Annotated in this window: 24 protein-coding genes and 1 riboswitch; of the genes, 11 read left to right on the forward strand and 13 right to left on the reverse strand. The window is 66.1% G+C overall.

Annotation, left to right across the window (positions count from 1 at the left end; translation table 11 throughout):
- Nucleotides 1-10: 10 nt before the first annotated feature.
- The 4 genes from ACSQ27_RS10930 to alkB all read left to right on the forward strand — a co-directional run bounded on the left by ACSQ27_RS10930 (nt 11) and on the right by alkB (nt 4,381).
- Nucleotides 11-2,452 carry a heavy metal translocating P-type ATPase gene (locus ACSQ27_RS10930; protein ID WP_436155531.1) on the forward strand — a complete coding sequence of 814 codons (2,442 nt, stop codon included), beginning with the start codon at nt 11-13 and terminating at the stop codon, nt 2,450-2,452.
- A complete protein-coding gene (gene cueR / locus ACSQ27_RS10935; RefSeq protein ID WP_436155532.1) occupies nt 2,445-2,867 on the forward strand; it encodes a Cu(I)-responsive transcriptional regulator in 423 nt (140 codons plus the stop codon). Before ACSQ27_RS10930 ends, cueR begins: the two co-directional genes overlap by 8 nt.
- Before the next feature lie 101 nt (nt 2,868-2,968).
- Nucleotides 2,969-3,700: a 2OG-Fe(II) oxygenase gene (locus ACSQ27_RS10940; protein WP_436155533.1), complete on the forward strand. Its 732-nt coding sequence runs from the start codon at nt 2,969-2,971 to the stop codon at nt 3,698-3,700.
- Between the two features lie 27 nt (nt 3,701-3,727).
- On the forward strand, nt 3,728-4,381 hold the full coding sequence (gene alkB / locus ACSQ27_RS10945) for a DNA oxidative demethylase AlkB (protein ID WP_436155534.1): 654 nt from the start codon (nt 3,728-3,730) through the stop codon (nt 4,379-4,381).
- A 15-nt stretch (nt 4,382-4,396) separates the two neighbouring features.
- Here alkB and otnI read toward each other — a convergent pair whose 3' ends face one another.
- From otnI to ACSQ27_RS10980, 7 genes are all read right to left on the reverse strand, one after another.
- A complete protein-coding gene (gene otnI / locus ACSQ27_RS10950) occupies nt 4,397-5,230 on the reverse strand; it encodes a 2-oxo-tetronate isomerase (protein ID WP_436155535.1) in 834 nt (277 codons plus the stop codon).
- Between the two features lie 5 nt (nt 5,231-5,235).
- The gene (locus ACSQ27_RS10955; RefSeq protein ID WP_436156225.1) at nt 5,236-7,110 is read right to left on the reverse strand and encodes a SulP family inorganic anion transporter; all 1,875 of its coding nucleotides are present in this window, start codon (nt 7,108-7,110) and stop codon (nt 5,236-5,238) included.
- A gap of 58 nt (nt 7,111-7,168) precedes the next feature.
- Nucleotides 7,169-8,563: a chromate efflux transporter gene (gene chrA / locus ACSQ27_RS10960; RefSeq protein ID WP_436155536.1), complete on the reverse strand. Its 1,395-nt coding sequence runs from the start codon at nt 8,561-8,563 to the stop codon at nt 7,169-7,171.
- Complete coding sequence (locus ACSQ27_RS10965) at nt 8,560-9,441, reverse strand: chromate resistance protein ChrB domain-containing protein (RefSeq protein ID WP_436155537.1); 882 nt, start codon at nt 9,439-9,441, stop codon at nt 8,560-8,562. The genes chrA and ACSQ27_RS10965 overlap by 4 nt, the downstream gene beginning before the upstream one ends.
- Before the next feature lie 98 nt (nt 9,442-9,539).
- Nucleotides 9,540-10,148 carry a methionine biosynthesis protein MetW gene (gene metW / locus ACSQ27_RS10970; RefSeq protein ID WP_436155538.1) on the reverse strand — a complete coding sequence of 203 codons (609 nt, stop codon included), beginning with the start codon at nt 10,146-10,148 and terminating at the stop codon, nt 9,540-9,542.
- On the reverse strand, nt 10,145-11,305 hold the full coding sequence (metX, locus tag ACSQ27_RS10975; protein ID WP_436155539.1) for a homoserine O-succinyltransferase MetX: 1,161 nt from the start codon (nt 11,303-11,305) through the stop codon (nt 10,145-10,147). Before metX ends, metW begins: the two co-directional genes overlap by 4 nt.
- A gap of 134 nt (nt 11,306-11,439) precedes the next feature.
- On the reverse strand, nt 11,440-11,997 hold the full coding sequence (locus ACSQ27_RS10980) for a TMEM165/GDT1 family protein (RefSeq protein ID WP_436155540.1): 558 nt from the start codon (nt 11,995-11,997) through the stop codon (nt 11,440-11,442).
- A gap of 5 nt (nt 11,998-12,002) precedes the next feature.
- Nucleotides 12,003-12,180, reverse strand: a riboswitch (yybP-ykoY riboswitch).
- A 164-nt stretch (nt 12,181-12,344) separates the two neighbouring features.
- On the opposite strand from ACSQ27_RS10980, the gene ACSQ27_RS10985 reads away from it, so the two are divergent.
- The 4 genes from ACSQ27_RS10985 (at nt 12,345) to ACSQ27_RS11000 (ending at nt 15,515) form a co-directional block, all read left to right on the forward strand.
- Nucleotides 12,345-13,547 (forward strand): ammonium transporter, encoded by a 1,203-nt coding sequence (locus ACSQ27_RS10985; protein ID WP_436155541.1) that lies wholly within the window; start codon nt 12,345-12,347, stop codon nt 13,545-13,547.
- A gap of 33 nt (nt 13,548-13,580) precedes the next feature.
- On the forward strand, nt 13,581-14,147 hold the full coding sequence (locus ACSQ27_RS10990) for a sigma-70 family RNA polymerase sigma factor (protein ID WP_436155542.1): 567 nt from the start codon (nt 13,581-13,583) through the stop codon (nt 14,145-14,147).
- A 17-nt stretch (nt 14,148-14,164) separates the two neighbouring features.
- Complete coding sequence (locus tag ACSQ27_RS10995) at nt 14,165-14,401, forward strand: zf-HC2 domain-containing protein (protein ID WP_436155543.1); 237 nt, start codon at nt 14,165-14,167, stop codon at nt 14,399-14,401.
- Between the two features lie 652 nt (nt 14,402-15,053).
- A complete protein-coding gene (locus tag ACSQ27_RS11000) occupies nt 15,054-15,515 on the forward strand; it encodes an RNA recognition motif domain-containing protein (RefSeq protein WP_436155544.1) in 462 nt (153 codons plus the stop codon).
- Between the two features lie 102 nt (nt 15,516-15,617).
- Here the strand turns inward: ACSQ27_RS11000 and ACSQ27_RS11005 are convergent, their stop codons facing one another.
- Genes ACSQ27_RS11005 through ACSQ27_RS11020 form a run of 4 tightly spaced genes read right to left on the reverse strand, consistent with a single transcriptional unit; the run spans nt 15,618 to nt 18,767 of the window.
- On the reverse strand, nt 15,618-16,394 hold the full coding sequence (locus tag ACSQ27_RS11005; RefSeq protein ID WP_436155545.1) for an SDR family oxidoreductase: 777 nt from the start codon (nt 16,392-16,394) through the stop codon (nt 15,618-15,620).
- A 26-nt stretch (nt 16,395-16,420) separates the two neighbouring features.
- Complete coding sequence (gene lptC, locus ACSQ27_RS11010) at nt 16,421-17,179, reverse strand: LPS export ABC transporter periplasmic protein LptC (protein ID WP_436155546.1); 759 nt, start codon at nt 17,177-17,179, stop codon at nt 16,421-16,423.
- On the reverse strand, nt 17,176-17,775 hold the full coding sequence (locus ACSQ27_RS11015) for a KdsC family phosphatase (protein WP_436155547.1): 600 nt from the start codon (nt 17,773-17,775) through the stop codon (nt 17,176-17,178). Before ACSQ27_RS11015 ends, lptC begins: the two co-directional genes overlap by 4 nt.
- On the reverse strand, nt 17,775-18,767 hold the full coding sequence (locus tag ACSQ27_RS11020; RefSeq protein WP_436155548.1) for a KpsF/GutQ family sugar-phosphate isomerase: 993 nt from the start codon (nt 18,765-18,767) through the stop codon (nt 17,775-17,777). Before ACSQ27_RS11020 ends, ACSQ27_RS11015 begins: the two co-directional genes overlap by 1 nt.
- Before the next feature lie 93 nt (nt 18,768-18,860).
- On the opposite strand from ACSQ27_RS11020, the gene ACSQ27_RS11025 reads away from it, so the two are divergent.
- Genes ACSQ27_RS11025 through ACSQ27_RS11035 form a run of 3 tightly spaced genes read left to right on the forward strand, consistent with a single transcriptional unit; the run spans nt 18,861 to nt 22,121 of the window.
- Complete coding sequence (locus tag ACSQ27_RS11025) at nt 18,861-20,846, forward strand: monovalent cation:proton antiporter-2 (CPA2) family protein (RefSeq protein WP_436155549.1); 1,986 nt, start codon at nt 18,861-18,863, stop codon at nt 20,844-20,846.
- Between the two features lie 10 nt (nt 20,847-20,856).
- Complete coding sequence (locus ACSQ27_RS11030) at nt 20,857-21,555, forward strand: hypothetical protein (RefSeq protein WP_436155550.1); 699 nt, start codon at nt 20,857-20,859, stop codon at nt 21,553-21,555.
- Between the two features lie 11 nt (nt 21,556-21,566).
- Nucleotides 21,567-22,121 (forward strand): adenine phosphoribosyltransferase, encoded by a 555-nt coding sequence (locus tag ACSQ27_RS11035; protein ID WP_436155551.1) that lies wholly within the window; start codon nt 21,567-21,569, stop codon nt 22,119-22,121.
- Between the two features lie 34 nt (nt 22,122-22,155).
- Here ACSQ27_RS11035 and ACSQ27_RS11040 read toward each other — a convergent pair whose 3' ends face one another.
- Both ACSQ27_RS11040 and ACSQ27_RS11045 read right to left on the reverse strand, forming a co-directional pair.
- The gene (locus ACSQ27_RS11040) at nt 22,156-22,908 is read right to left on the reverse strand and encodes a hypothetical protein (RefSeq protein WP_436155552.1); all 753 of its coding nucleotides are present in this window, start codon (nt 22,906-22,908) and stop codon (nt 22,156-22,158) included.
- A 252-nt stretch (nt 22,909-23,160) separates the two neighbouring features.
- Nucleotides 23,161-23,652, reverse strand: coding sequence for a Crp/Fnr family transcriptional regulator (locus tag ACSQ27_RS11045; RefSeq protein WP_007862691.1), 492 nt, complete (start codon nt 23,650-23,652; stop codon nt 23,161-23,163).
- Nucleotides 23,653-23,699: the final 47 nt, after the last annotated feature.

The following is a 23,699-nucleotide window of genomic DNA, read 5'->3' on the forward strand; positions in this document are numbered from 1 at the left end:
GACTATCCTCATGAACACAAACGCCTCCTTGAAAACACCTTCCGCCTCGACCGCGCTGGCCGAGTGGCGCTTTCCCGTCCAGGGCATGAGCTGCGCCTCCTGCGTGGCGCGTGTGGAACGCTCGCTGGCCAACGTCCCTGGCGTCGAGGACGTCAGCGTCAATTTCGCGACGGAACAGGCCAGCGTCAAGGCGCGCGCCGACGTCGGCATGGACGCCTTGAAGGCCGCCGTCGCCAAAGCCGGCTACAGCGTGGCGGAGCAATCCCTGCAACTCAGGATAGACGGCATGACTTGCGCCTCCTGCGTCTCGCGCGTGGAAAAAGCGCTCAGGCAGGTGCCGGGCGTGCTCTCGGCGAGCGTCAACCTGGCGACTGAAACCGCCGAAGTCAGCGTGGCCGGCAGCACCGCCATGCGGCCTGCGCTGATGGCCGCGGTGGCCAAAGCCGGCTACCAGGCGAGTGAAATCCCCGCTTCCGGCGCCCCCGTGGGCAAAGCTGCCGCGCCCTGGTGGCCCATCGCGCTGGCAGCCGTCTTATCAGCGCCGTTGGCACTGCCCATGGTGGGCTCGCTCTTCGGCAAGGACTGGATGCTCGATGGCTGGCTGCAGTGGCTGCTCGCCACGCCGGTGCAGTTCTGGCTGGGTGCGCGCTTTTACCGTGCCGGCTGGAAGGCCTTGCGAGCCCGCAGCGGCAATATGGACCTGCTGGTCGCCCTGGGCACCTCGGCGGCTTACGGCCTGAGCGTCTACCAATTGCTGCGCCATGGCGGCCACGGCATGGCCCACCTGTATTTCGAGGCCTCGGCCGTGGTCATCACGCTGGTGCTGCTGGGCAAGTGGATGGAAGCGCGCGCCAAGCACCAGACCACTGCCGCGATACGCGCGCTGCAGGCGCTGCGCCCCGACACCGCGCGCCGTCGCCGTGACGGGAAAGATGAAGACGTCGCCCTGCAGGAAATACAGCTGGGCGACCTGGTCGTGGTGCGCCCCGGCGAACGCATCGCGGTGGACGGCGAGGTCGTCGAAGGCGCCACCCAGGTCGACGAGTCGCTGATCACCGGTGAAAGCCTGCCTGTGGCGAAGCATGCGGGCGATCACGTGACCGGCGGCGCGGTCAATGCCGAAGGCCTGGTCGTGGTCCGGACCACGGCCATAGGCGCGGAATCCACGCTGGCCCGCATCGTGCGCATGGTGGAGTCGGCGCAAGCCAAAAAAGCGCCGATACAGCGCCTGGTCGACCAGGTCAGCGCCGTCTTTGTGCCCGTGGTCATAGGCATTGCCCTGGTGACGCTGCTGGGCTGGGGTCTGGCGACCCAGAACTGGGAAGCCGCCATCCTGAACGCCGTCGCGGTGCTGGTGATTGCCTGCCCCTGCGCGCTGGGCCTGGCCACACCGACCGCCATCATGGTGGGCACCGGTGCCGCCGCCCGCCAGGGCATCCTGATCAAGGACGCCGAAGCGCTGGAGGTGGCGCACAGCGTCAAGGTGGTGGCCTTTGACAAGACCGGCACGCTGACCGAAGGAAAACCTGAACTGGTGGCGCTGGAGCCTCACGGCATCGCGGACCATGAGCTGCTGGCCTGGGCCGCAGCCATCCAGTCGGGCAGCGAACACCCACTGGCCAGGGCCGTGATGCGGCGCGCAGCGGAGCAGTCGCTCGAGATTCCCGCAGCGACGCAACTGCGCGCCGTCGCGGGACGCGGCATGGCCGCCGTGGTGGCGGGTCGCGAACTCCGGCTTGGCAGCCCGCGCTTCATGCAGGAGCTGGGCCTGGACCTCAACGCGTTCACCTCGCTGAAGACCCGCGCCGCAGAACTCGAAGCCCAGGGCCGCACCGTGTCCTGGCTCGCCGATGTCTCCAGTGCGCCCCAACTGCTCGGGCTGCTGGCCTTTGGCGACACGCTCAAAACCAGCGCGGCACCCGCCATTGCCCGCCTGCACGCACTGGGCATACAGACCGCCCTGGTGACCGGCGACAACCGCGGCAGCGCCGAAACCGTGGCGCGGCAACTCGGCATCGACATCGTGCACAGCCAGGTGCTGCCGGAAAACAAGGCTGCCATCATCGGGCAGCTGAAAACCGGTGTGCAGGCGCAGGGCGGGCGCGTGGCCATGGTCGGCGACGGCATCAACGACGCGCCGGCGCTGGCCGCCGCCGACGTGGGCATCGCGATGTCCACCGGCACCGACGTGGCCATGCACGCGGCCGGCATCACGCTGATGCGCGGCGATCCGGCGCTGGTGGCCGGCGCGATCGACATCTCGCGCCGCACCTACGCCAAGATACGCCAGAACCTGTTCTGGGCCTTTGTCTACAACGTGGTCGGCATCCCGCTGGCCGCGCTGGGCCTGCTGAGCCCGGTGATCGCCGGCGCCGCCATGGCGCTGAGCAGCGCCAGCGTGGTGATGAATGCCTTGCTGCTGCGCCGCTGGAAAGGAAACACCCATGACTGATGCCATTGCCACTGCCGAGATCGGCCCGCTCAACATCGGCCAGGCGGCCGCACGATCGGGCGTCTCGGCCAAGATGGTCCGCCACTATGAGTCACTGGGCCTGCTACCCACGGTGCACCGCACCGACGCGGGTTACCGCCAGTACGGCGAGAAGGAGGTGCACACGCTGCGCTTCATACGCCGCGCCCGGGCGCTGGGTTTCAGCATGGCCGAGATCACCGAACTGCTCAAGCTGTGGCAGAACAAGCGCCGCGCCAGCGCCGACGTCAAGCGCATCGCGCTGGCCCACGTGGCCGACCTGGAGCGCCGCATCGCCGAGATGGAGGCCATGAAGCAGACCCTGGGCCACCTGGCCCATTGCTGCCAGGGCAACAGCCGGCCCGACTGTCCGATCCTGACTGAGCTGGCGGCCTGAGCCGCGTTGAATGGAATGTCCGATTCCGGCGAGCGGAAGCGAGCCGCCGGATTTATCCTGAGGATGTTGATGGATGTTCCATCGCCCCCACGGACCACCACATGCCTCTTGTGAACGAAGCACCCACTTTGTTGCCCGACCCTGTACACGCAGACGACTGGGCGGCCGCCACCGCCGCGCTGAACCTCCACGGCAACGCCGTGCTTCCGCAATTGCTGAGTGCGCGGGAATGCCAAACCGTGGCCGGCCTGTATGCCGACGCGCGCCATTTCCGCAGCCGCGTGGTGATGCAACGCCACGGCTTCGGCCAGGGCGAATACCAGTACTTCAACTACCCGCTGCCGGACATCGTCGCGCGGCTGCGCGCCACGTTCTACCCGCGCCTGGTCGGCGTGGCCAACGCCTGGAACGAAGCCATGGGCATAGACGTCCGCTATCCGGCCGACCATGCCGATTTCCTGGCGCGCTGCCACGAGGCCGGCCAGCGGCGGCCCACGCCGCTGCTCTTGCAATACGGGCCCGGCGACTACAACTGCCTGCACCAGGACCTGTATGGCGAGCATGTGTTCCCGATCCAGGTTGCGGTGCTGCTGTCGCGCCCGGGCGAGGATTTCACCGGCGGCGAGTTTGTGCTGACCGAGCAGCGCCCGCGCATGCAGTCGCGGCCCGAGGTGGTGCCGCTGGCGCAAGGCGATGCCGTGGTGTTTGCCGTGCACCACCGGCCGGTGCAGGGCATCCGGGGTTTTTACCGGGTCAACATGCGGCACGGCGTGAGCACGGTGCGCAGCGGGCATCGCCACACGCTGGGGATTATTTTTCATGACGCTGAGTGATGCCGCGCGCGCCGCAAAGGAGATGCTTTGAGCCTGGGGCTTTTTGATGACGCACCGCCACCTTATGCCGCCCCCGAGGTGATTGCGCCGGGCGCGGTGCTGCTGCGCGGTTTTGCCCTGAAGGTGGACGAAGCCTTGTTGCAAGCGGTGGAAGACGTAATCACAGCCGCACCATTTCGCCACCTGGTCACACCGGGCGGCTACACGATGTCGGTCGCGATGAGCAATTGCGGCGCGCTGGGCTGGGTGTCGGACCGCAGCGGCTACCGTTATGACGCGAAGGACCCGCTCTCAGGCAAACCCTGGCCGCCCATGCCGGCCTGCTTTGCCGAGCTGGCGCTGCGCGCCGCGGCGGAAGCGGGTTTTGGCGACTTCCGGCCGGACGCCTGCCTGATCAATCGCTACGAGCCCGGCGCGCGGCTTTCGCTGCACCAGGACAAGGACGAGGGCACGCTGGACGCGCCCATCGTGTCGGTGTCGCTGGGCCTGCCGGCGGTGTTCCTGTTCGGCGGCTTGAACCGGGGCGACAAGCCCGCGCGCTACCGTCTGCAGCATGGCGACGTGGCGGTGTGGGGCGGCCCGTCGCGGCTGGCCTACCACGGCGTGGCGCCGCTGGCCGAGGGCGGGCATGCGCGCCTGGGCCGGCAGCGCATCAACCTGACGTTTCGCCGCGCTTGCTGAGCCCGCCGAACGCGCCTAAGCGCGTTCGAGAAATGTCTTCAGCCAGCCCAACCCGTCAGGTGTCGCGTTGGCTTGCGCGCCGCGCAGCGGCCGGTATTCGCAGCCAACCCAGCCGCTGTAGCCCAGTTCGTCGAGCAGCGCCAGCAGATAGGGGTAGTTGATCTCGCCGACGTCCGGCTCGTTGCGGCCCGGCGCGCCCGCGATCTGCAGATGGCCGACATGGCCCGTGGGCAGGTATTTGCGCAGCTTCATGGCCAGGTCGCCTTCCACCACCTGGCAGTGGTAGAGGTCCATTTGCACCTTGACGTTGGGGGCGCCCACCTCGCGGATGATTTCATGCGCATGGTCCTGCCGGTTCAAAAAGAAGCGCGGAATGTCGCGTGTGTTGATGGGCTCGATCAGCAGGTCCACGCCCACCCTGGCGGCCAGCACGGCCGCCTCGCGCAGGTTGTTCACATAGGTGGGCTGCACCGCCTCGCGCTCCAGGCCCGCCGGCAATATGCCGGCCATCACATGGATGCGCGGGCAGCCCAGGGCCTGCGCGTAATCCAGCGCAATCGCGATGCCGGCGCGGAACTCGACCTCATGGCCGGGCAGGCAGGCCGTGCCTTTTTGCGAGGAAGCCCAGGCCTTCTCGATACCGGCGGGATCCACGCCGCCCGGCGGCGCGTTGAACAGCACCAGCTGCTGGCCGTGCCGCTGCAGGATGGCCTTGAGTTCCTGCGGCGCCCAGGTGTAGGGCGAGAGGATTTCCACGGCCGCGAAACCGTCGCGCGCGGCCGCGGCAAAACGCTGCGCCATGGGAAGCTCGGTGTACATCCAGCTGAGGTTGGCGGCGAATTGAGGCATAGGCTTCAGGCGGGAGTGTCGGGGCCGGGAGCGGTTTTGCATTCCCAGAATATCCGCGCGGTGCAGCGCCGGCAAATTTCCGGGTCAAGCTTGTTGAAGATGGTGGAAATCGCGGTGAACTTGTCGGGGAACTGGTGTTCGGGGCCCAGCACGCTGGTGAAGCCGGTCTTGCGCCACATGCGGATGACTTCGGGGCGCGGCCGGTGAAAGTACAGGTCGCCGCCCATGGCGCGGCGCGCGGCGAGTTCGGCCTCCCACAGCTCGGCGCCGGCCAGGTCGATGAAGTTCATGCTCTTGCCCATGACCAGCAGGTGTTTTTGCGGCTGCGGCTGGGTGCGCAGCGCGTGCAGGATGTCGGCCACATGCTGGGTCGCGCCGAAGTAGACCTCGCCTTCCATGCGCAAGAGCTTCAACTGCGGGCATTCCGGCAGCACCTGGCGCGGCGCTTCTTCGGGCCCGTCTGGGCCTGTATTTTTTTTGGCTTCCAGCCCCGCGTCGGGCGAGTTGTCGATGACCACAAATTGGCGGTCCAGCCCGCGGCTGTCAAAACCCATGGTGCGCATCGCGGGTTTTGAGGTGCGGTAGAGGAAGGACATCAGCGACAAAATCATGCCCAGCAGGATCGCGATCTCCAGCCTTATGGTCACCGTAGCCACCATGGTGGCCAGCGCCACGCCGAAGTCGCTGCGGCTCAAGGTGAACAGCTGGCGCCAGCGCGCGGCATCGAGCAAGGCAAAAGCCACCAGCACCAGCAAAGCCGCCAGCGCGGCCATGGGAATCTGCGCCAGCAACGGTGCGCTGACCGCCACCAGCGCCAGCAGCAGCAGGGCGGAAAACACCGAGGCCAGCGGCGTGCGCGCGCCGGCTTCCAGGTTGGGCATGGAGCGGTTCATGGAGCCGCAGGACACATAGCTCGAGAAAAACCCGCCGACGATGTTGGACAGGCCCTGGCCGCGGAACTCGCGGTTGGCGTCTATGCGCTGGCCCGACCGCAGCGCCACCGTCTTGGCGATCGAAATCGCCTGGCCCAGCGCCACGATGGTCAGCGCGAAGGCCAGGCCGACCAGGTCTGCAGCCTGCGCCCAGCTGATGCGCGGCACTTCAAAGCGCGGCCAGGGCACGGGGATCTGCCCCACGGTGCGCAGCGAATCTGACGGCGCGGCATCGGGGTGCAGCCAGCGGCTCCAGGCCCAGGCCAGCGCTGTGGCCACCACCAGGCCGATCAGCATATAAGGCCAGTTGCGGCGCAAGCGGCGCAGCAGCAGCGCCACGCCCAGCGTGATGGCGGCAACACCCAGCGCCAGCGGTTGGGCAGAGCCCAGGTGGGTGAGCACATGCCCCAGCACGGCGGCAGCGCTGTGCTCAGGCGCAGCCGCCAGGCCCAGCAGGTCGGGCAGCGCATGCACGGCGATCAGCAGCGCGGCGCCCGAGGTAAACCCGAAGAGCACGGCCGGCGAGATGAAGTTGGCCAGCACGCCCAGGCGCAGCGCGCCTATCAGCCACTGCATGATGCCGACCATCACGGTGACGGCCAGCGCGAGCTGGATGTAAAGCGGGCTGAAGGCCATGGCCAGCGGCGAGAGCATGGCGAACAGGGCCAGCGAGTTGGCGTTGGTAGGGCCCGACATGACATGCCGGCTGGAGCCGAACAGCGCGGCGATGATGCAGGGAATCACGGCGGTGTAAAGGCCGTAGGCCGGCGGCAGGCCGGCCAGCGTCGCGAAGGCGATGCCTTGGGGCAGGACCAGCACCGCGCCCAGCAGGCCGGCCATCGCGTCGGCGCGCACGGTGGCGGGCGACAGCTCGCGCACCCAGTCGCCGAACAGGCGCTCCAGGAGCGGAATCGATGACCGGGGTGCGTGGGCGGCTGTGGGTTCCATCACGAAGGCTAGAGCATACCGCGCCGGGCGTTCGGAACGCTCGCGGCGAGCATGGCGTTCAAGCCAGGCCGGACAGGCGCAGCAGCAGCCCGGCCAGGGCCGAGGCCGCGATCACCTGGATCACGCCGCGCTTGTAGCGCAGCAAGGCCACGGCCGCGCCCAGCGTGATGGCCAGCGCGTAGAAGTCCACGCGGGCCAGCCAGGGGCCGCCGGTGTCCGCGCGCAGCGCGATGTGCGCAAGGAAAAACAGCGCCAGGCTGGCAATCACGCCGACCACCGCCGCCGTGATGGCGGTCAGCGGCGCGGTGAAATGCAGCTTGCCGTGCGTGGATTCCACCAGCGGTCCACCGGCGAGGATGAAGAGGAAGGACGGCAAAAAAGTGAACCAGGTCACCACCGTGGCCGCCAGCGCAGCGCCCAGGAACAGCATGTCCGGCCCCAGCACCTGTTTGGCCCAGCCGCCCATGAAGCCGACAAACGCCACGACCATGATGAGCGGGCCGGGCGTGGTTTCACCCAGCGCCAGCCCGTCGATCATTTGCGGGCCGCTCAGCCAGTGGAAGTGCTCCACCGCGCCCTGGTAGACATAAGGCAGTACGGCATAGGCGCCGCCGAAGGTGAGCAGCGCGGCCTTGGTGAAAAACCAGCCCATTTGCGTGAGCGTGGCGTTCCAGCCCTGCGTGGCCAGCAACACGCCCATGGGCAGCAGCCAGAGCACGGCGCCCACGCCCAGCACGGCGGCCAGGCGCGAGGGCTTGAAGCGGGCGTGCGCCGGGGTCGGCGTGTCGTCGTCGATCAGCGCCGGGCCGTAGCCTTTTTGCGCGGCGCCATGACCGGCGCCGCCGGCAAACTGCGCCGGCGCAAAGCGCGCGCCCAGCCAGCCCAGCACGCCCGCGCCCAACACGATCAGCGGAAACGGCAGCTTCAGCAAATAGATCGCAACAAAACTGGCGATCGCGATCACCCACAGCAGGGGCGCTTGCGAGGGCGTCTTGAGCGAGCGCGAGCCTATGCGGTGCACCGCCTGCAGCACGATGGCGGCCACCGCCGGCTTGATGCCGTAGAACAGGCCGGCGACCAGCGGCACGTCGCCGAAGGCCACGTAAATCCAGCTCAGTGCGATCAGGATGAACAGCGAAGGCAGCACGAACAGCGCACCGGCCACCACGCCGCCCCAGGTGCGGTGCATCAGCCAGCCGATGTAGGTGGCCAGCTGCTGCGCTTCGGGGCCGGGCAGCAGCATGCAGTAATTGAGTGCATGCAAAAAGCGCCGCTCGCTGATCCAGCGTTTTTGCTCGACCAGTTCGCGGTGCATGATGGCGATCTGCCCGGCCGGCCCGCCAAAGCTGATGAAGCCGAGCTTGAGCCAGAACCTGAGCGCGTCGGCAAAGGAGACAGCCGCCGGCCGTTCGTGCGGCGAGGGCGCGGAAGAAACGGGCAAGGCAGCGCTCATTTGGCGGCTCCGGTCATGGCTTCAGGCTTCCAGCTGTGCGGCTCGCCTTGCGCGTGGCGGCACCAGGCGTAAAGCGCGTCGTACAGCGGCATGGCGGCCTCCAGCATGGCGTGGTCGTCCTCGGCGTGCAGGCGCGACAGGCCCAGCGAAAACGCGAGTAGCCCGGCCGATTGCGGCGCGAGGTCCAGGCGGTCGGTGTCGGCGCCGCGCACGATGGACGCCAGGGCGGCCAGCGCGGGATCATTCAACCCGAAGGACTGGAGCAGGGTGTCGAAACTGCACAGCTCGCCTTCGTGCGAAACCGGCGCGCCCGGGATATCGTAGGCCACGGCGCCCAGGCGCCTGGCTCCAGCCAGTACCTGCGGGGTCGGCACGTAAAAGAACTCGGCTCGTGGGTCGATAAAGCGGCGTACCAGCCAGGGGCAGGCGATGCGGTCTATCTTGGGCCGCTCGCGCGTGATCCAGCGTGAGGGCTGTTCGCCGGTGACGCCCCAGTCGGGTCGCTTGGCGATCGTGGGCGGGCGCTGCGCACGCCATCGAGCGATGTCTTGCGCTGCATCCACGCCGTCTTCGCCGCCCTCAATCCCGCCGGCCAGGGCACGGGCATTCCAGCCCGCGGCGCACAGCGTGGCCACGGCGTCGGCGCTGACGTTGTGCCCATAGACGCAGTAGGCCACCACTTCGCTCGGCGGCTGTGAGGCCGCCAGTGCCGCCACGTCTTCGGGCGCGCAGTAGCGGGCGCCCGCGAGCAGCTGGGGGCTCTCACGGAATTTGGCTTCGCGCCGCACGTCGAGCAGCAGGGGGGCATCCGCCCGGCCCATGCGGGCGGCGAGTTCCTGGGGGGAGATGAAGGGAACGGAAAGGGTAGAGGTGTCCACGGAGTACTCCAATGAGTTGCCAGCGCTTGGACGGGACACCGTCTATCTGTGAAGATTCGGGAGGCTGAAATCCCGATGGGCGAATACTAGCACCAGTTTTAGCTCCGCTGGAACTTGAACACCGCGCGGCTGGCGCGGGCATTCGGCCAGAAGCGGACTTCGCGGCCGTCCTGCAGGCCAAACGAGTCCAGGATTTCCAACTGGTTCTGCAGCGCCAGCGCTTCAAAATCCTGCAGCGTGCCGACGCGGATGTTGGGCGTGTCGTACCACTGGTAGGGCAGCACCTTGGTCACCGGCATGCGGCCGCGCGCGACGGCCAGGCGATTCGGCCAGTGGCCGAAGTTGGGAAACACGACGACGCCGGCGCGCCCCACGCGCGCGGTTTCGCGCAGCATGGTTTCGGCGTTGCGCAGGTGCTGCAGGGTGTCTATCTGCAACACCACGTCAAACGAGCTGTCGCCGAACAGCGCCAGGCCTTCCTCGAGGTTGAGCTGGATCACATTGACGCCGCGCGCCACGCAGGCCTGGACGTTGGCGTCGTTGATCTCGACGCCGTAGCCCGAACATCCGCGCTCACGGATCAGGTAATCCAGCATCTCGCCGGTGCCGCAGCCCAAATCGAGCACACGGGAGCCGGGCGGAACCAGCCGGGCGATGGACAGCAGGTCAGCCGAGGGCTGCACATTGAGGTCGACGGTCGGGTTCATGCGGCCACCTTGCTCTGGAAGTAGGAACGCACCACACCGAGATAGCGCTCGTCCTCCAATAAAAACGCATCGTGGCCGTGCGGCGCGTCGATTTCGGCATAACTCACGTCGCGCTGGTTGTCGAGCAGGGCCTTGACGATTTCGCGGCTGCGCGCGGGGGAAAAGCGCCAGTCGGTGGTGAAGCTCACGAGCAGGAATTTGGCCTTCACATGGGCCAGCGCCTGGGTCAGGCTGCCGCCGTAGCTGCGGGCCGGGTCGAAGTAGTCGAGCGCGCGCGTGATCAGCAGGTAGGTGTTGGCGTCAAAGTATTCGCTGAACTTGTCGCCCTGGTAGCGCAAATAGCTTTCGATTTCAAATTCGATGTCTTGCGTGGTGTATTTGTAGGGCGTGTCGGCGTTCACGGTTTCAGCTACGGCCTGGCGCAACTGCCTTCCAAACTTCTCGTTCATCACATCGTCGCTCAGATAGGTGATGTGGCCGATCATGCGGGCGATGCGCAGGCCGCGTTTGGGCAACACGCCGTGGCGGTAAAAATGCCCGCCGTGGAAGTCGGGGTCGGTCACGATGGCGCGCCGGGCCACTTCGTTGAAGGCGATGTTCTCGGCCGTGAGGTTGGGCGCGCTGGCCACCACCACGGCGTGGCGCACGCGATCCGGGTATTGCAGCGTCCAGGCCAGGGCCTGCATGCCGCCCAGGCTGCCGCCCATCACGGCGGCCAGGGTCTGTATGCCCAGGCGGTCCAGCAGACGGGCCTGCGCGCTGACCCAGTCCTGCACCGTGACGACAGGGAAATCGGCGCCGTAGAGTTCCTGCGTGTCGGGGTTGGGCTGCATGGGGCCGGTGGAGCCAAAGCAGGAGCCTAAATTGTTGACGCCGATCACGAAGAAGCGGTCGGTGTCGACCGGCTTGCCGGGGCCGATCATGGTGTCCCACCAGCCTTCGGATTTTTCGATCGGCTGGCCCTGCGCATCGAGGTAGACGCCCGCCACATGGTGGGAGGCGTTGAGCGCGTGGCAGATCAGCACGGCATTGGATTTGTCGGCGTTGAGCTCGCCGTAGGTTTCATAACTCAGGTCGTAGGCGCGTATCGACGCGCCGCTCTGCAGCGGCAGCGCCTCGACAAAATGCATGCTGAGCGGGGTGGCAATAAGTGTCAAAAAATCACCTGCAAAACAAAAAACCCGGCGTCGCTAAAGCGAGTCCGGGTTTTTGGATGTCGTCTTTAGCTGTACTTTTTAAGCGCCCGCAAGCTGAGCAAATCGGCGCTGAGGGCCAGTATAGCAAGCCGGGGTCACATCAAGAACGCGGCCAGGCCCAAGCCGGCAAAAATCAGCGCCGACACGATGTGCACGGCACGCAGCGGCACCAGGCGCGTGACGCGCTCACCCAGCCAGACCACGGGTGCATTGGCCAGCATCATGCCCAGCGTGGTGCCCGCCACCACGCTGATGATGGCGTCGTAGCGCGCGGCCAGCATCACGGTGGCGATCTGCGTCTTGTCGCCCATCTCGGCCAGGAAGAACACCAGCACGGTCGTGAAGAAGACGCCGTAGCGCGGCGGTTTTTTGTCCTCGTCCGCGTCCAGCTTGTCAGGCACCAGCATCCAGGCGGCCATGGCCAGAAACGAGGCGCCCAGGATCCAGCGCAGCATTTGGGGACTGATCAGCGTGCTCACCCAGGCGCCGGCGGCACCGGCCAGGGCGTGGTTGGCCAGGGTTGCAACCAGGATGCCGGCGACGATGGGCCAGGGCTTTTTGAAGCGGGCCGCGAGGATGAGCGCAAGGAGTTGCGTCTTGTCGCCCATTTCGGCGAGGGCGACGATGCCCGTGGAGACGAGGAAAGCTTCCATTCAAAAAGACTCCGGCCGGATGAAACCCATGACTGCACGGCATCCCCGGCCTGAAGCGGAGGCTGTGCAGTCAAAGGTCTCGCGTGATCCGAAGACCGCTTGCGCCATGTTCCGCAGGAACAAGTCTGTTGACGCAAGCCCCTTTCAGGATTGAAAGGCTGGCTACTCCCCAATGACAGCCTGCATTCTATCCTTAGTCTCCGAAGCTTCGCCCTGTGCACTCAGCAAACCCGCTTCGGCAAGCCCTTCCGCACACTTCCGGCGCATTTCTTGCTTGTATTTGGTGCGATTCCTGAAATTCACGGAATTACGCACCAATACATCACATTTCATCTGAAGAGGGACATATGGAAGCACTAAAACAGGGCTCGGACGCCTTGTTCATCCTGCTGGGCGGCATCATGGTGCTGGCCATGCATGCCGGTTTTGCCTTTCTGGAACTGGGCACGGTTCGCAAAAAGAACCAGGTCAATGCCCTGGTGAAGATCCTGGTGGACTTTTCGGTCTCCACCGTGGTGTATTTTCTGGTGGGCTACGGCGTGGCCTACGGCACCCATTTCTTTGTCGGCGCGGAACAGCTGGCCGCCAAAAACGGCTACGAGCTCGTCAAGTTCTTTTTCCTGCTGACCTTTGCCGCGGCGATTCCGGCGATTATTTCGGGCGGCATTGCCGAGCGCGCACGCTTTTACCCGCAGCTGATCGCCACGGCCGTCATCGTGGGTCTGGTCTATCCCTTCTTCGAGGGCATTGTCTGGAACCAGCACTTCGGCGTGCAGGCCTGGATCAAGTCGCTGACCGGCGCGGAGTTCCATGACTTCGCGGGCTCCATCGTGGTCCACGCGGTGGGCGGCTGGCTGGCATTGCCGGCGGTGATTCTGCTGGGCGCGCGCAGCAACCGCTACCGCAAGGACGGCGCGGTGTCGGCCCATCCGCCGTCCAACATTCCCTTTCTGGCGCTGGGCGCCTGGATCCTCACTGTGGGCTGGTTCGGCTTCAACGTGATGAGCGCGCAGACCATTGACAAGATTTCCGGCCTGGTCGCCGTCAACTCGCTGATGGCCATGGTGGGTGGCACGCTGGCGGCGCTGGCCTTCGGCAAGAACGACCCGGGTTTTGTGCACAACGGCCCGCTGGCCGGACTGGTCGCGGTGTGCGCGGGTTCGGACCTGATGCACCCGCTGGGCGCGCTGGTGACGGGCGGTGTGGCCGGCGGCGTGTTCGTCGTGATGTTCACACTGACGCAGAACAAATGGAAGATCGACGATGTGCTGGGCGTCTGGCCGCTGCACGGCCTGTGCGGCCTGTGGGGCGGCATCGCGGCCGGCATTTTCGGCAGCCAGGCCTTCGGCGGCCTGGGCGGTGTGAGCTTGGGGGCGCAATTGATCGGCAGCGCGATGGGCGTGGGCTGGGCGCTGCTGGCGGGTTTTGCCGTCTACGGCGCCCTCAAGGCGACGATGGGCTTGCGCCTGAGCCAGGAAGAAGAATTTGAAGGCGCCGACCTTTCCATCCATCGCATTGGCGCGACGCCGGACCGCGAAGTCAATTGGTAGCGGCCGGGGCCGGCTGCCGCTAGACTTCCGGCCATGCCTACTTTTGAAGAGCAGCTGGTCGAACACCGGCTCTACCTCCTTCGCTTTGCGCGCCTGCAGCTGCGCAACGACGAATGGGCGGAAGACGCGGTGTCGGAGACGCTGCTCGCGGCGCTGTCCAAGCCGCAGTCCTTCGGCAACCGCTCGCAGCTCAAGACCTGGCTGGTCGGCATCCTCAAACACAAGGTCATAGACCTGATCCGCAGCAATGCCCGCCTGGTGGCCGTGCCCGATGCGCAGGCCGACGAAGAGGGCGACGAGCTGGACCGGCTGTCCTTCAAGGCCGACGGCCATTTCGCCGAAACGCCCAACGACTGGGGCAATCCCGACCAGACTTTGCAGCAAACACAGTTCTTCCAGGTGCTGGACGCCTGCATGGAGCGCCTGCCGCCGGCGCTGGGCCGGCTGTTCCTGATGCGCGAATGGCTGGAGCTTTCCTCGCAGGAAGTCTGTAAGGAACTCTCGCTGACGCCGACCAACCTGTATGTCCAGTTGCACCGGGCCCGCCTGCGCCTGCAGGAGTGCCTGAATATCCACTGGTTCGGCAAACCCGGCACCTGACGCTTTCCACCCCTGACGTGAAACCCAAGATCACCTTGTTACGACGCACCTGCCGGGAGGCCGCGGCCCTGCTGATCGCGCGCGAAGACCGCGCGCTGAGCCTGCCGGACCACGTCGCGCTGAAGTTGCACCTGATGGCCTGCGGGGCTTGCCCGCAATTCGAGAACCAGATCCTGACTTTGCGTGCGGCGATGAAACGCTGGCGCCACTATTCCGGCGCCGCCGACCAGGCCGCGGACAACTCACCGAAATAGCGCGCTTTGCCCTGCGCTCGACAGGCCGCCAAGGCCGCGCATGAGGGCTGACACATGCAAGAACAGCATTCTTCTGGATGCAAATTTGTGTAACTATTTCCCGGGCGTTGGAACACGATGCATGCGCAGTGCGGGCGGTCCCGGCTCTTTAGCGGTGCGCACACGCCGCAGCCCAAGGGTTTAAACCGGCCGGGCTTCGCAAACCTGAAAAAGCAGGCCGACCCTGGTTTTTTTGGCTCCCGTTTTTTCAATGTAGGCACTAACTTAGCTTAAAGATCAATTACGGCTTGTTTTTAGGAAAGAATTTCCAGAAGTCAAGCCCATGAGAGGCTGGCAAGGCATGGAAGTCTTTATGCTTCATTTGAGCTTGCCGTCGCGACACGCCATCAGCTCGCCCTGGGTGCAAAAACCGGGCTCCGGCCCGCACCCGGAAGGCTGGAGAGCCCCTGTTCATGCGGGCTGGCGCTGCCTAGGTAGTAACGCTAGTGGATTGTGTTTTATTTTCGTCGCGCATAATATGCCGGTGCGAATGCCAGCATTCGCACACGTTAGGTGATCGGTCAGTTTCGCGCGCTACAGCGGTACGTTTCAAGATTTGTTGTGCTTTCGGGACCCCATCGCTTTTGTTTTTGTGTTTTAGAGGAGTCCCTTCATGGGCAACAAACTTTACGTCGGCAACCTGCCTTACTCGGTGCGTGACGAAGACCTGCAACAATCTTTTGGCCAATTCGGCGCTGTCACCAGCGCTAAAGTCATGATGGAACGCGACACCGGTCGCTCCAAAGGCTTTGGCTTTGTCGAAATGGGCAGCGATGCAGAAGCCCAGGCAGCCATCAACGGCATGAACGGCCAGCCTCTGGGCGGCCGTAGCGTCGTGGTGAATGAAGCCCGTCCGATGGAGGCACGTCCTCCCCGTACCGGCGGCTTCGGCGGCGGTGGTGGTGGCGGCTACGGTGGCGGCGGCGGCGATCGCTCCGGCGGTGGTGGTTACGGCGGCGGCGGCGGTGGTCGCTCCGGTGGCGGCAGCGACGGCGGTTTCCGCAGCCCTTACGGCGGCGGCGGTAGCGGCGGTGGCCGTTCCGGCGGCGGCGGTGGCGGACGCGGCGGCTACTAAGCCCTGCTGAACCCGCTCTTCAGCCCAGGCTGAAGAGCGCTAAAAAGGCTTCAAGACTTCGGTTTTGAAGCCTTTTTGCTTTCCGGCCCGAAAAAAGAGCGGTCAACGCTCACCCTGGCGATGCTTGCGCGCGCGCCCGGCCAGGGCCTTGTCAAACAGCGCGTTGGGCAGCAGGCGCAGCAGCTTGGCCACGACGCCCATCTGCCAGGGAATGACGCGATAGCTGTGTCCGGCCTGAATGGTCGCGAAGGCCTGGTCGGCGAAGGTGTCGGCCTTCATCAGAAAGGGCATGGGGTAGCGGTTTTCGCGGGTCAGAGGCGTATCGATATAACCGGGGCAGATCGTCACCACTTTCACGCCGCTGGGGCGCAGCTCACCGCGCAGGCTTTCGCAATACGCGATGACCGCCGCCTTGCTGGCGCAATACGCGCCGTGGCCGGGCAGGCCGCGTATGCCGGCCACACTGCCTATGCCCACCAGCGTGCCGCTTCCGCGCGCCGCCATGCCGGCCATAAAGGGATGGAAGGTGGCCGCCACGCCGATGTTGTTGGTCGCAAAGGTCTGCGCCATCACGTCCAGGTCCGATCGCACGGCGGTGTCCATGCCAACGCTGATGCCGGCATTGGCGATCACGACATCGGGCACCCCCTGCGCGGCGACGCAGGCCAGGCCGGCCGCGACGATGCTGTCGCTATCGGCCACGTCAGCGCTGTAGACCTGGTAGCGGCCCGCGCTGAGGGCGTTGGCGTCGGCCCAGGCCTGGACCTCGGCGGTGCGGCGGGCGGCCAGCGCCAGCCGGTAGCCCGCCGAATAAAACCGCATGGCCAGCGCCTGGCCTATGCCGCTGGACGCTCCGGTGATGAATACGAGTCTGGACATGGGTGGCCGTTTGAAAAAGCCGGCTACTAAGGCGTGGCCGGTCTGGCGGGGCTTGCCGGCGCCGGGGGCGGTTCCGGCAAGGTCAAGGTGGGAAGGCCTGCGGCGCTGGCTGCGGAGCGGGGCACCAGGATGCCATGGACACGGCCTTTGAGGTCGGCCACCTGGTCCAGGTTGTCATACGCGAAGGTGTCACCGACAAACTGGTCGGTGCCGCGGATCAGCAGCACGGGCTTGTGGGATTTCACGCGCTCGTCGTTCAGGAAAGCATGCAGGAACTCGCCGCGAAACTCCATGCGCGGCGTTTCCTTGCCGCTGGCATCGGTGCTGGCTTCCCTGACGACGCGCGCGTTGCCGGTCAATTGCACTTCCGAGCCGTCGCCGTTGGAATACGCGCGGTTGGCCGTGGCGACGGTGATGCGGCCGTCGGGGCTGATGCTGCGGATGCGCGCCTGGTCGATCTCAAGAATGTCGGTGTCGGGGAAATGCCTGGCCTCTATGCCGTAGATCTCGCTCTTGAGCTGCCCACCCTCGTCAAACGTCTTGACGGTGAACTTGCGCATGAAATAGTCGATGTCGTGGCTGGCTTCGCGCACGGCGTCCGGCGTGCTGAAAATCGGCGTGTTGCGCACCAGCCAGTAGGTGCCCAGCGCCAGCGCGCCCATCATCAGCAGCGGCATATAGATGGCCATGCTGTCCCAGACGCGCAGCGCACTGCGCCAGGCCCTCTTGAGCGGCCGAAACGCGCCTTTGCGGCCCGCGCCCGGGTTCTGCGTTCCTGTGGTCATTGGCGGTACTCCTGGAGGAGTTCCGCATAGCGCCCGCTGGCGACGAGCAGCAGGTCGCAAAACTCGCGCGCCGCGCCGTGGCCCCCCGGCGCCTGCGTGACGTGGTGGGCCTGCGCCCGGACTTCCACGTGCGCATTGGAAGGGGCACAACTGATCGCCGCGCGGGACATCACCGGCAGGTCCGGCCAGTCGTCGCCCATGGCGGCGGCGGCGCTCCAGTCCAGGCCCAGCGCCTGCAGCGTGATGTCAGCCGCGGGGCGTTTGTCTTCGGTGCCGAAATGCGCATGCGCAACGCCCAGCGCCTGCAAGCGGGCGCGCAGCACGTGGCTGTCCCGCCCGGTGATGACCACAGGGGTGATGCCGCAGCGCTGCAGCAGTTTCAGGCCGTGGCCGTCCAGGGTGTTGAAGCGCTTGATGATTTCGCCGGCGGCGCGGTAGCCGCCTGGGGGCTGGGCCAGCGGGTGGCCGTCCGGGTATTCGGAGAAATAGAGCCCGCCGTCGGTCAGCACGCCGTCGACGTCAAAAAAAACAACCTTGACGCCCTGCGCACGCAGCAGCAACTCCGGCGCGAAGTTCAAGGCGGGTGTCACAGTCATCAAATGACCTTCGCGCGCATCAGGTCGTTAGTATTGAGCGCGCCGCACAGCACGCCGGCCTCGTCGACCACCAGCACGCTGGTGATGCGATGCTGCTCCATCAGCGCGACCGCTTCAACCGCCAGCGAATCCGCTCGCACGGTGCGCGGGGCGGCATGCATCACGTCGCCGGCCTTGCTGCTGCGCAGGTCCACGCCTTTTTCGACCAGGCGGCGCAGGTCGCCGTCGGTGAAGATGCCGAGCACGCGCCGCTCGCCGTCGACCACGGCGGAGGCCCCGAGGCCCTTGCCGCTCATCTCGCGCATGAGGTCGGTAAAACTGGTCTCAAGCCGCACCTGCGGCACGGCGTCGCCGCTGCGCATCACGTCGCTGACATGCGTCAGCAGCTTGCGGCCCAGCGCGCCGCCCGGGTGCGAGCGGGCAAAATCCTCTTCCTTGAAGCCGCGCACGTCGAGCAGCGCCACGGCCAGCGCGTCGCCCATAGCGAGCTGGGCGGTGGTGCTGGCGGTCGGCGCCAGGTTCAGCGGGCAGGCCTCCAGCGCGACACTGCTGTCGAGCGTGACGCGCGCGTGGCGCGCCAGCGCGGACTGGGCACCGCCGGTGATGGCGATCATGGGCACACCCTGACGGCTCAGCACCGGCAGGATCACCGTGAGCTCCTCGCTTTCGCCGCTGTTGGAAATTGCCAGCACCACGTCCTGGCCGGTGATCATGCCCAGGTCGCCATGGCTGGCTTCGGCCGGGTGCACAAACATGGCGGGGGTGCCGGTGGAGGCCAGTGTGGCCGCGATCTTGCGGCCTATGTGGCCGCTTTTGCCCATGCCCATGACCACCACGCGGCCCGGGCAGGCGAGTATCAGTTCCACCGCCTGGGCAAACTCGCCGCCCAGGCGCTGTGCCAGACCCAACACGGCCGCGGCTTCTATCTCAAAGGTCTTGCGGGCCAGGTTCAGCACCTGCCCGGCATCGAATTTCACGGCGTCTGGGGTCATGGCTGCATTCTATAGAGGCGCACAAAGGCCCATGCCGTCACGGGCCACGGCAAAACGGCAAGGCCACCAGACTTCCTCGGCTACCATCGAAGCATGAGTGCACTTGAACTGACCCTGCTGTACCTGCTGGCCGCCGTGCTGGGTGTGGTCGTGTGCCGTTCGCTCAAGCTGCCGCCCATGCTGGGCTATCTGGCCGTCGGCGTGGTCATAGGCCCCAACGCACTGGCGCTGGCGCAGAACTCGGACGGCATCCGGCACCTGGGTGAATTCGGCGTGGTGTTCCTGATGTTCGTGATCGGGCTCGAGTTCAACCTGCCCAAGCTGCGCTCCATGCGGCGCCACGTGTTCGGCCTGGGGCTGCTGCAGGTGGCGCTCACCATCGTGCTGGCCACGGTGGGCTCGCTGTTCCTCGCCAGTTTGGCGCCCAGCCTCTGGACCATGGGCTGGCAGACCGCGCTGGCGCTGTCCGGCGCGATTGCCATGAGCAGCACCGCCATCGTGGTCAAGCTGCTGTCGGAGCGGCTCGAGCTGGAATCCGAGCACGGCAAACGCGTCATGGGCGTGCTGCTGTTCCAAGACTTGGCCGTGGTGCCGCTGCTGGTGCTGATCCCCGCGTTGGGCGCGCCCGCCGACGCGCTGCTCATGGCACTGGCCATCGCCGGGCTCAAGGCCGCCGTCCTGGTGGGGCTGCTGCTGACGGGCGGGCAACGCATCATGCGCTGGTGGCTCACCATCGTGGCGCGGCGCAAGAGCGAAGAGCTGTTCGTGCTCAACCTGCTGCTGGTCACGCTGGCGCTGGCCTGGCTGACCGAACGCGCGGGCCTGAGCCTGGCGCTGGGCGCCTTCATCGCCGGCATGCTGATTTCCGAAACCGAATACAAGCACCAGGTCGAGACCGACATCCGGCCTTTCCACGACGTCCTGCTGGGCCTGTTCTTCATCAGCATCGGCATGCTGCTTGACTGGCGCCTGGTGCTGGAGCGCTGGCCGATGGTGCTGCTGCTGATGACGCTGCCGGTCATTTTCAAGCTGGTGCTGGTCACCGCGCTGGCCCGCGCGCTGGGCGCCACCGCCGGCGTGTCGCTGCGCACTGGCCTCTACCTGGCCCAGGCCGGCGAGTTCGGCTTCGTGCTGCTCACGCTGGCCCAGCAGAACCGCCTGGTGCCGCCGGCCCTGCTGAACCCCATCCTGGCCAGCATGGTGCTGTCCATGCTGGCCACGCCTTTCATCATCATGTACAGCAACCGCATCGTGATGAAGCTGGTCTCCAGCGAATGGCTGCAGCAGTCGCTGCAGATGACCACGATCGCGCGCAAGTCCATCAACGCCAACAAGCACGTGATCATCTGCGGCTACGGCCGCTGCGGCCAGAACCTGGGCCACATGCTGGAGCGCGAAGGCATCCAGTACATGGCGCTGGACCTGGACCCCGACCGCGTGCGGCAGGCCGCCGCCGCCGGCGATTCCGTGGTGTTCGGCGACGCCGTGCGCCTGCAGGCCCTGATGGCCGCCGGCCTGGCGCGCGCCAGCGCGGTGGTCATCACCTACCTGGACACGGCCAGCGCCCTCAAGGTGCTGGCCAACACGCGCGCCCATGCGCCCACGGTGCCGGTGATCGTGCGCACCGTGGACGACCACGACCTGGAAAAGCTGCAGGCGGCCGGCGCCACCGAGGTCGTGCCCGAGGCCATCGAGGGCAGCCTGATGCTCGCCAGCCACGCGCTCGCGCTGGTGGGCGTGCCCATGCGCCGCGTGATCCGCGTGGTGCAGGACCAGCGCGATGCGCGCTACAACCTGCTGCGCGGCTATTTCCGCGGCGCCGACGACGACACGGTCAACGAGCTGGAACAGGAGCGGCTGTCCACCGTGACCTTGCCGCTGGGGAACCGCTCCACCGGCAAACCCCTGGCCGCCCTGGCGCTGCAGGCGGTAGGCGTTCGTGTCGTCAGCCTGCGGCGCAACAACGGCAAAACACTGCAGGCCGATGACGAAACGCGGCTGGAAGGCGGCGACACCTTGGTGCTCTCAGGGCGGTCCGCCGCGCTGGCGATCGCCGAAGAAAAACTGCTGAGAGGCTAGGCCGGCCGCCATGACAGGCATCGACTGGAATCGCGCGTGGCAGACCGGGTCCCGCTGGCTGAAACAGGGCACCGGCCTGTTGTTTGCACGTCCGCTGCTGTGGCTCGGCCTGGCCCTGCTGGAAAGCCTGGCCACCGCCTGGCTGGGTTCCGGCGATGTGTTGAGCCTGCTGCTGTCTCTTTTGGTTCTTTCCGTGTTCCTGTGCACCATCCTGCTGCTGGCCTGGCGCGTGGCTTTGCGGCCCGGCGTGCCGTTCACGGAGCTGGCGCTGGGCTGGGCCGCATCGGCGGGCAGGATTTTCATGGTCTCGCTGCCCCTCGCGGCCGCGGGCCTGGTGCTGGTAGCCGGGTCCCAGCTTTTGGGGCCCCTGTCCTTTCTTTTGTGGCCTGTTGCGTGGGTGCCCTGCCTCTGGGTGTTCCTGCCGGCACTGCTGGTCGACGGGCTCTCCGCGAAAAGCAGCCTGGGCCTGGTCCTGCAGACCTCGCCGCAGCGCTGGGCGAGCATCGCCGTGGCCGTCTTCAGCTTGCTGGCCCTTGCGGCCGCCGCACTGCTTGCGGCTTTTCTTTTGATGTCCCTGCTGAAGCTGCTGGGCGGCCAGCTTGCGGCCGCCGCGGGCATGCTGCTGTTGCTCTTGCCTGCGGCCTTGTTGCTGGGGGTGCTGCCGGTGCTGTGCGCGTTCGCGGCCAGCCGGGACCCCGGCGTTTCCTGAAAGTGTGTGCCATGCCAAAACAGTCTGTGAGCCAATACCTGCGAGACCATATCCGCACCGTGCCGGACTGGCCCGCGCCGGGCGTGCAGTTTCGCGACATCACGCCGCTGCTGCAAAACCCCAAGGTGTTCCGCGTCCTGATTGATGCTTTTGTGCACCGCTACATGGACCCGGCCCTGCGCCCCGACGTGGTGGCCGGGCTGGACGCGCGCGGCTTCATCCTGGGCGCCGTGGTGGCCTATGAACTCAATGTCGGTTTTGTACCTGTCCGCAAGAAGGGCAAGCTGCCTTTCACCACGGTGCAGGAAACCTACGAGCTGGAGTACGGCAGCGCCACGGTGGAGCTGCACACCGACGCCGTGAAGGCCGGCGACAAGGTTCTGCTGATCGACGACCTGATCGCCACTGGCGGCACCATGATGGCCGGCAAAAAGCTGCTCGAGAAGCTGGGTGCCACGGTCACCGAGGGCGCGGCGATTGTGGATTTGCCCGAACTGGGCGGATCCGCGAAGCTGCAGGCCGCAGGCCTGCCTTTGTTCACGCTGGTGGATTTCGCCGGGCACTGAACGCCTGCGGCGTTCAGCCGGCGCAGGGCCTGCCTTAGATCAGGTCGCCGTACTGCGTGCTGCTGAGCGCCGGCGAGGACGGCGACTCCGGCATCTCCGTGTCTTCGAAGCCCGTCAGCAATGCGTAGGAGCGCGGGCCGCTTTTGACCTTGACGCCGTCCTTGGCGCTGGTCTCGGGTACGGCGCCGGCCGGCCCCTGGGCAGATGCGGCCTGCAAGGCCTGCTTGAAGGCGGCCACTTCGTCGGCCTGGATGGGTTCGTAGCGCGGTGCGCCCGGCTTGGCCGGCTTGGCCGCCGCATCGGCCGCGGGGACTGCCGCGCTGTGTGGCGCGTCCTGGGCAACAGGCTTGGGCTTGACCACCACAGCGGTTTCATCGATGCGCCAATACACCGCGGGCACCGTGATTTCGTAACGCGCTCTGGCATTCTGGATGATCAGCGTTTCAATCTCACCGAGCTGCTCGGCGGGGCGGCCGAAGGCTTTGGCCAGGTCCATCATGACCAGGAACTCATTGCCGCGCTGGTCCAGCGAAAGCACCTTGAATTTATAGCTGGCGGACAGCACGCCGGAGCGTGTCATGGATTCGCGGATCGCGATATACAGCTGTTCGCGGCGGGCGTGGCGCTTGAGCTTGGCGCCGTCGCCGGGCACGACGGGTTCGACAGGGAGCCGGCCCGGAATGGAGGGGGGTGATTTCTCGCGCGCTGCGGCGGCGCGCTTGTGTTCTTCCGCGGAGGCGGAAGGTTTGGCCTGTGGCTTGCTGGAAAACCAGTGTAGAAAAGACATGTTCGGCGTTCTTGTAATGAAACTGCATTTTCCGTCAAGGCGGGGCGCGAAGTCTGTAAGCAATCCCCACAAATCCGGAGCGCTGTTGTTTGGCGGTTGATTAACGATGACTTTATCGAATCGTCCGCAGCACCGCACGGTGAAAAATCACACGCATTGCCGGTTTGCCGCCAGGTCGCCGAAACCTTTTGTTTGCAAGAAGCCCTTGTCTGATAACTGCTGTGCGAGCCTTGAATGCGCCCGCATCCCGTCTCAGGTCACCGCGACGCGCTTGGGCCGGTTGTACAGGCGCTTGGCCATCACCGAACCCATGGCCATGGTCAGCTCCAGTGCAATGGGGCTGTGGCGATTGGCCAGTTCCAGGAAGCGCATGGGTGTCAGGCACCAGAGCTTGCACGGCGTGGACGCATGCACCGTGGCGCTGCGCGGCATGTGCGAGAAAAACGCGCCTTCGCCGAGCACGGTGCCGGCGCCGACCAGCGCCATGCGCACGCGCGCTTTTTCATCTTCGTAGTGAACGCTCAGGGTGCCGCTTTCCACAAAATACAGCGTGCGGTCCAGCGCGCCTTGCTCCATCAGCACCTGGCCGCTGTTCAGGGCGAAGGGCTGCAGGTAGCTGGCCAGGATGTCCCAGTGCGGCTGGTTGAATTGGCAACGCAAGGCATCGCTGGCATGGCAGTGCAGGATGGCCTGGGCGAGGCCCTGGATGTCAAAACGGATGGCGGCGGGGAGTGGAGCGTTCATAGTGCAACGGAAGATACCTTCGCACTACAACGGCAGCAAGGGCTCCT

The sequence above is a fragment of the Polaromonas sp. LjRoot131 genome (genome assembly GCF_964252805.1).
Taxonomy (GTDB): domain Bacteria; phylum Pseudomonadota; class Gammaproteobacteria; order Burkholderiales; family Burkholderiaceae_C; genus Polaromonas.

Excerpts from the sequence above, each read along its gene's own strand:
- ACSQ27_RS10985 (WP_436155541.1), top strand. The coding sequence starts at position 12,345 with ATGGAAGCACTAAAACAGGGCTCGGACGCCTTGTTCATCCTGCTGGGC.
- ACSQ27_RS11025 (WP_436155549.1), top strand. The coding sequence starts at position 18,861 with ATGAGTGCACTTGAACTGACCCTGCTGTACCTGCTGGCCGCCGTGCTG.
- ACSQ27_RS10990 (WP_436155542.1), top strand. The coding sequence starts at position 13,581 with ATGCCTACTTTTGAAGAGCAGCTGGTCGAACACCGGCTCTACCTCCTT.
- ACSQ27_RS10980 (WP_436155540.1), bottom strand. The coding sequence starts at position 11,997 with ATGGAAGCTTTCCTCGTCTCCACGGGCATCGTCGCCCTCGCCGAAATG.
- lptC (WP_436155546.1), bottom strand. The coding sequence starts at position 17,179 with ATGACCACAGGAACGCAGAACCCGGGCGCGGGCCGCAAAGGCGCGTTT.
- otnI (WP_436155535.1), bottom strand. The coding sequence starts at position 5,230 with ATGCCTCAATTCGCCGCCAACCTCAGCTGGATGTACACCGAGCTTCCC.
- ACSQ27_RS10940 (WP_436155533.1), top strand. The coding sequence starts at position 2,969 with ATGCCTCTTGTGAACGAAGCACCCACTTTGTTGCCCGACCCTGTACAC.
- ACSQ27_RS11030 (WP_436155550.1), top strand. The coding sequence starts at position 20,857 with ATGACAGGCATCGACTGGAATCGCGCGTGGCAGACCGGGTCCCGCTGG.
- ACSQ27_RS10955 (WP_436156225.1), bottom strand. The coding sequence starts at position 7,110 with ATGGAACCCACAGCCGCCCACGCACCCCGGTCATCGATTCCGCTCCTG.
- ACSQ27_RS11035 (WP_436155551.1), top strand. The coding sequence starts at position 21,567 with ATGCCAAAACAGTCTGTGAGCCAATACCTGCGAGACCATATCCGCACC.
- ACSQ27_RS11000 (WP_436155544.1), top strand. The coding sequence starts at position 15,054 with ATGGGCAACAAACTTTACGTCGGCAACCTGCCTTACTCGGTGCGTGAC.
- chrA (WP_436155536.1), bottom strand. The coding sequence starts at position 8,563 with ATGAGCGCTGCCTTGCCCGTTTCTTCCGCGCCCTCGCCGCACGAACGG.
- ACSQ27_RS10930 (WP_436155531.1), top strand. The coding sequence starts at position 11 with ATGAACACAAACGCCTCCTTGAAAACACCTTCCGCCTCGACCGCGCTG.
- ACSQ27_RS11015 (WP_436155547.1), bottom strand. The coding sequence starts at position 17,775 with ATGACTGTGACACCCGCCTTGAACTTCGCGCCGGAGTTGCTGCTGCGT.
- ACSQ27_RS11005 (WP_436155545.1), bottom strand. The coding sequence starts at position 16,394 with ATGTCCAGACTCGTATTCATCACCGGAGCGTCCAGCGGCATAGGCCAG.
- metW (WP_436155538.1), bottom strand. The coding sequence starts at position 10,148 with ATGAACCCGACCGTCGACCTCAATGTGCAGCCCTCGGCTGACCTGCTG.
- ACSQ27_RS11045 (WP_007862691.1), bottom strand. The coding sequence starts at position 23,652 with ATGAACGCTCCACTCCCCGCCGCCATCCGTTTTGACATCCAGGGCCTC.
- cueR (WP_436155532.1), top strand. The coding sequence starts at position 2,445 with ATGACTGATGCCATTGCCACTGCCGAGATCGGCCCGCTCAACATCGGC.
- ACSQ27_RS11040 (WP_436155552.1), bottom strand. The coding sequence starts at position 22,908 with ATGTCTTTTCTACACTGGTTTTCCAGCAAGCCACAGGCCAAACCTTCC.
- ACSQ27_RS11020 (WP_436155548.1), bottom strand. The coding sequence starts at position 18,767 with ATGACCCCAGACGCCGTGAAATTCGATGCCGGGCAGGTGCTGAACCTG.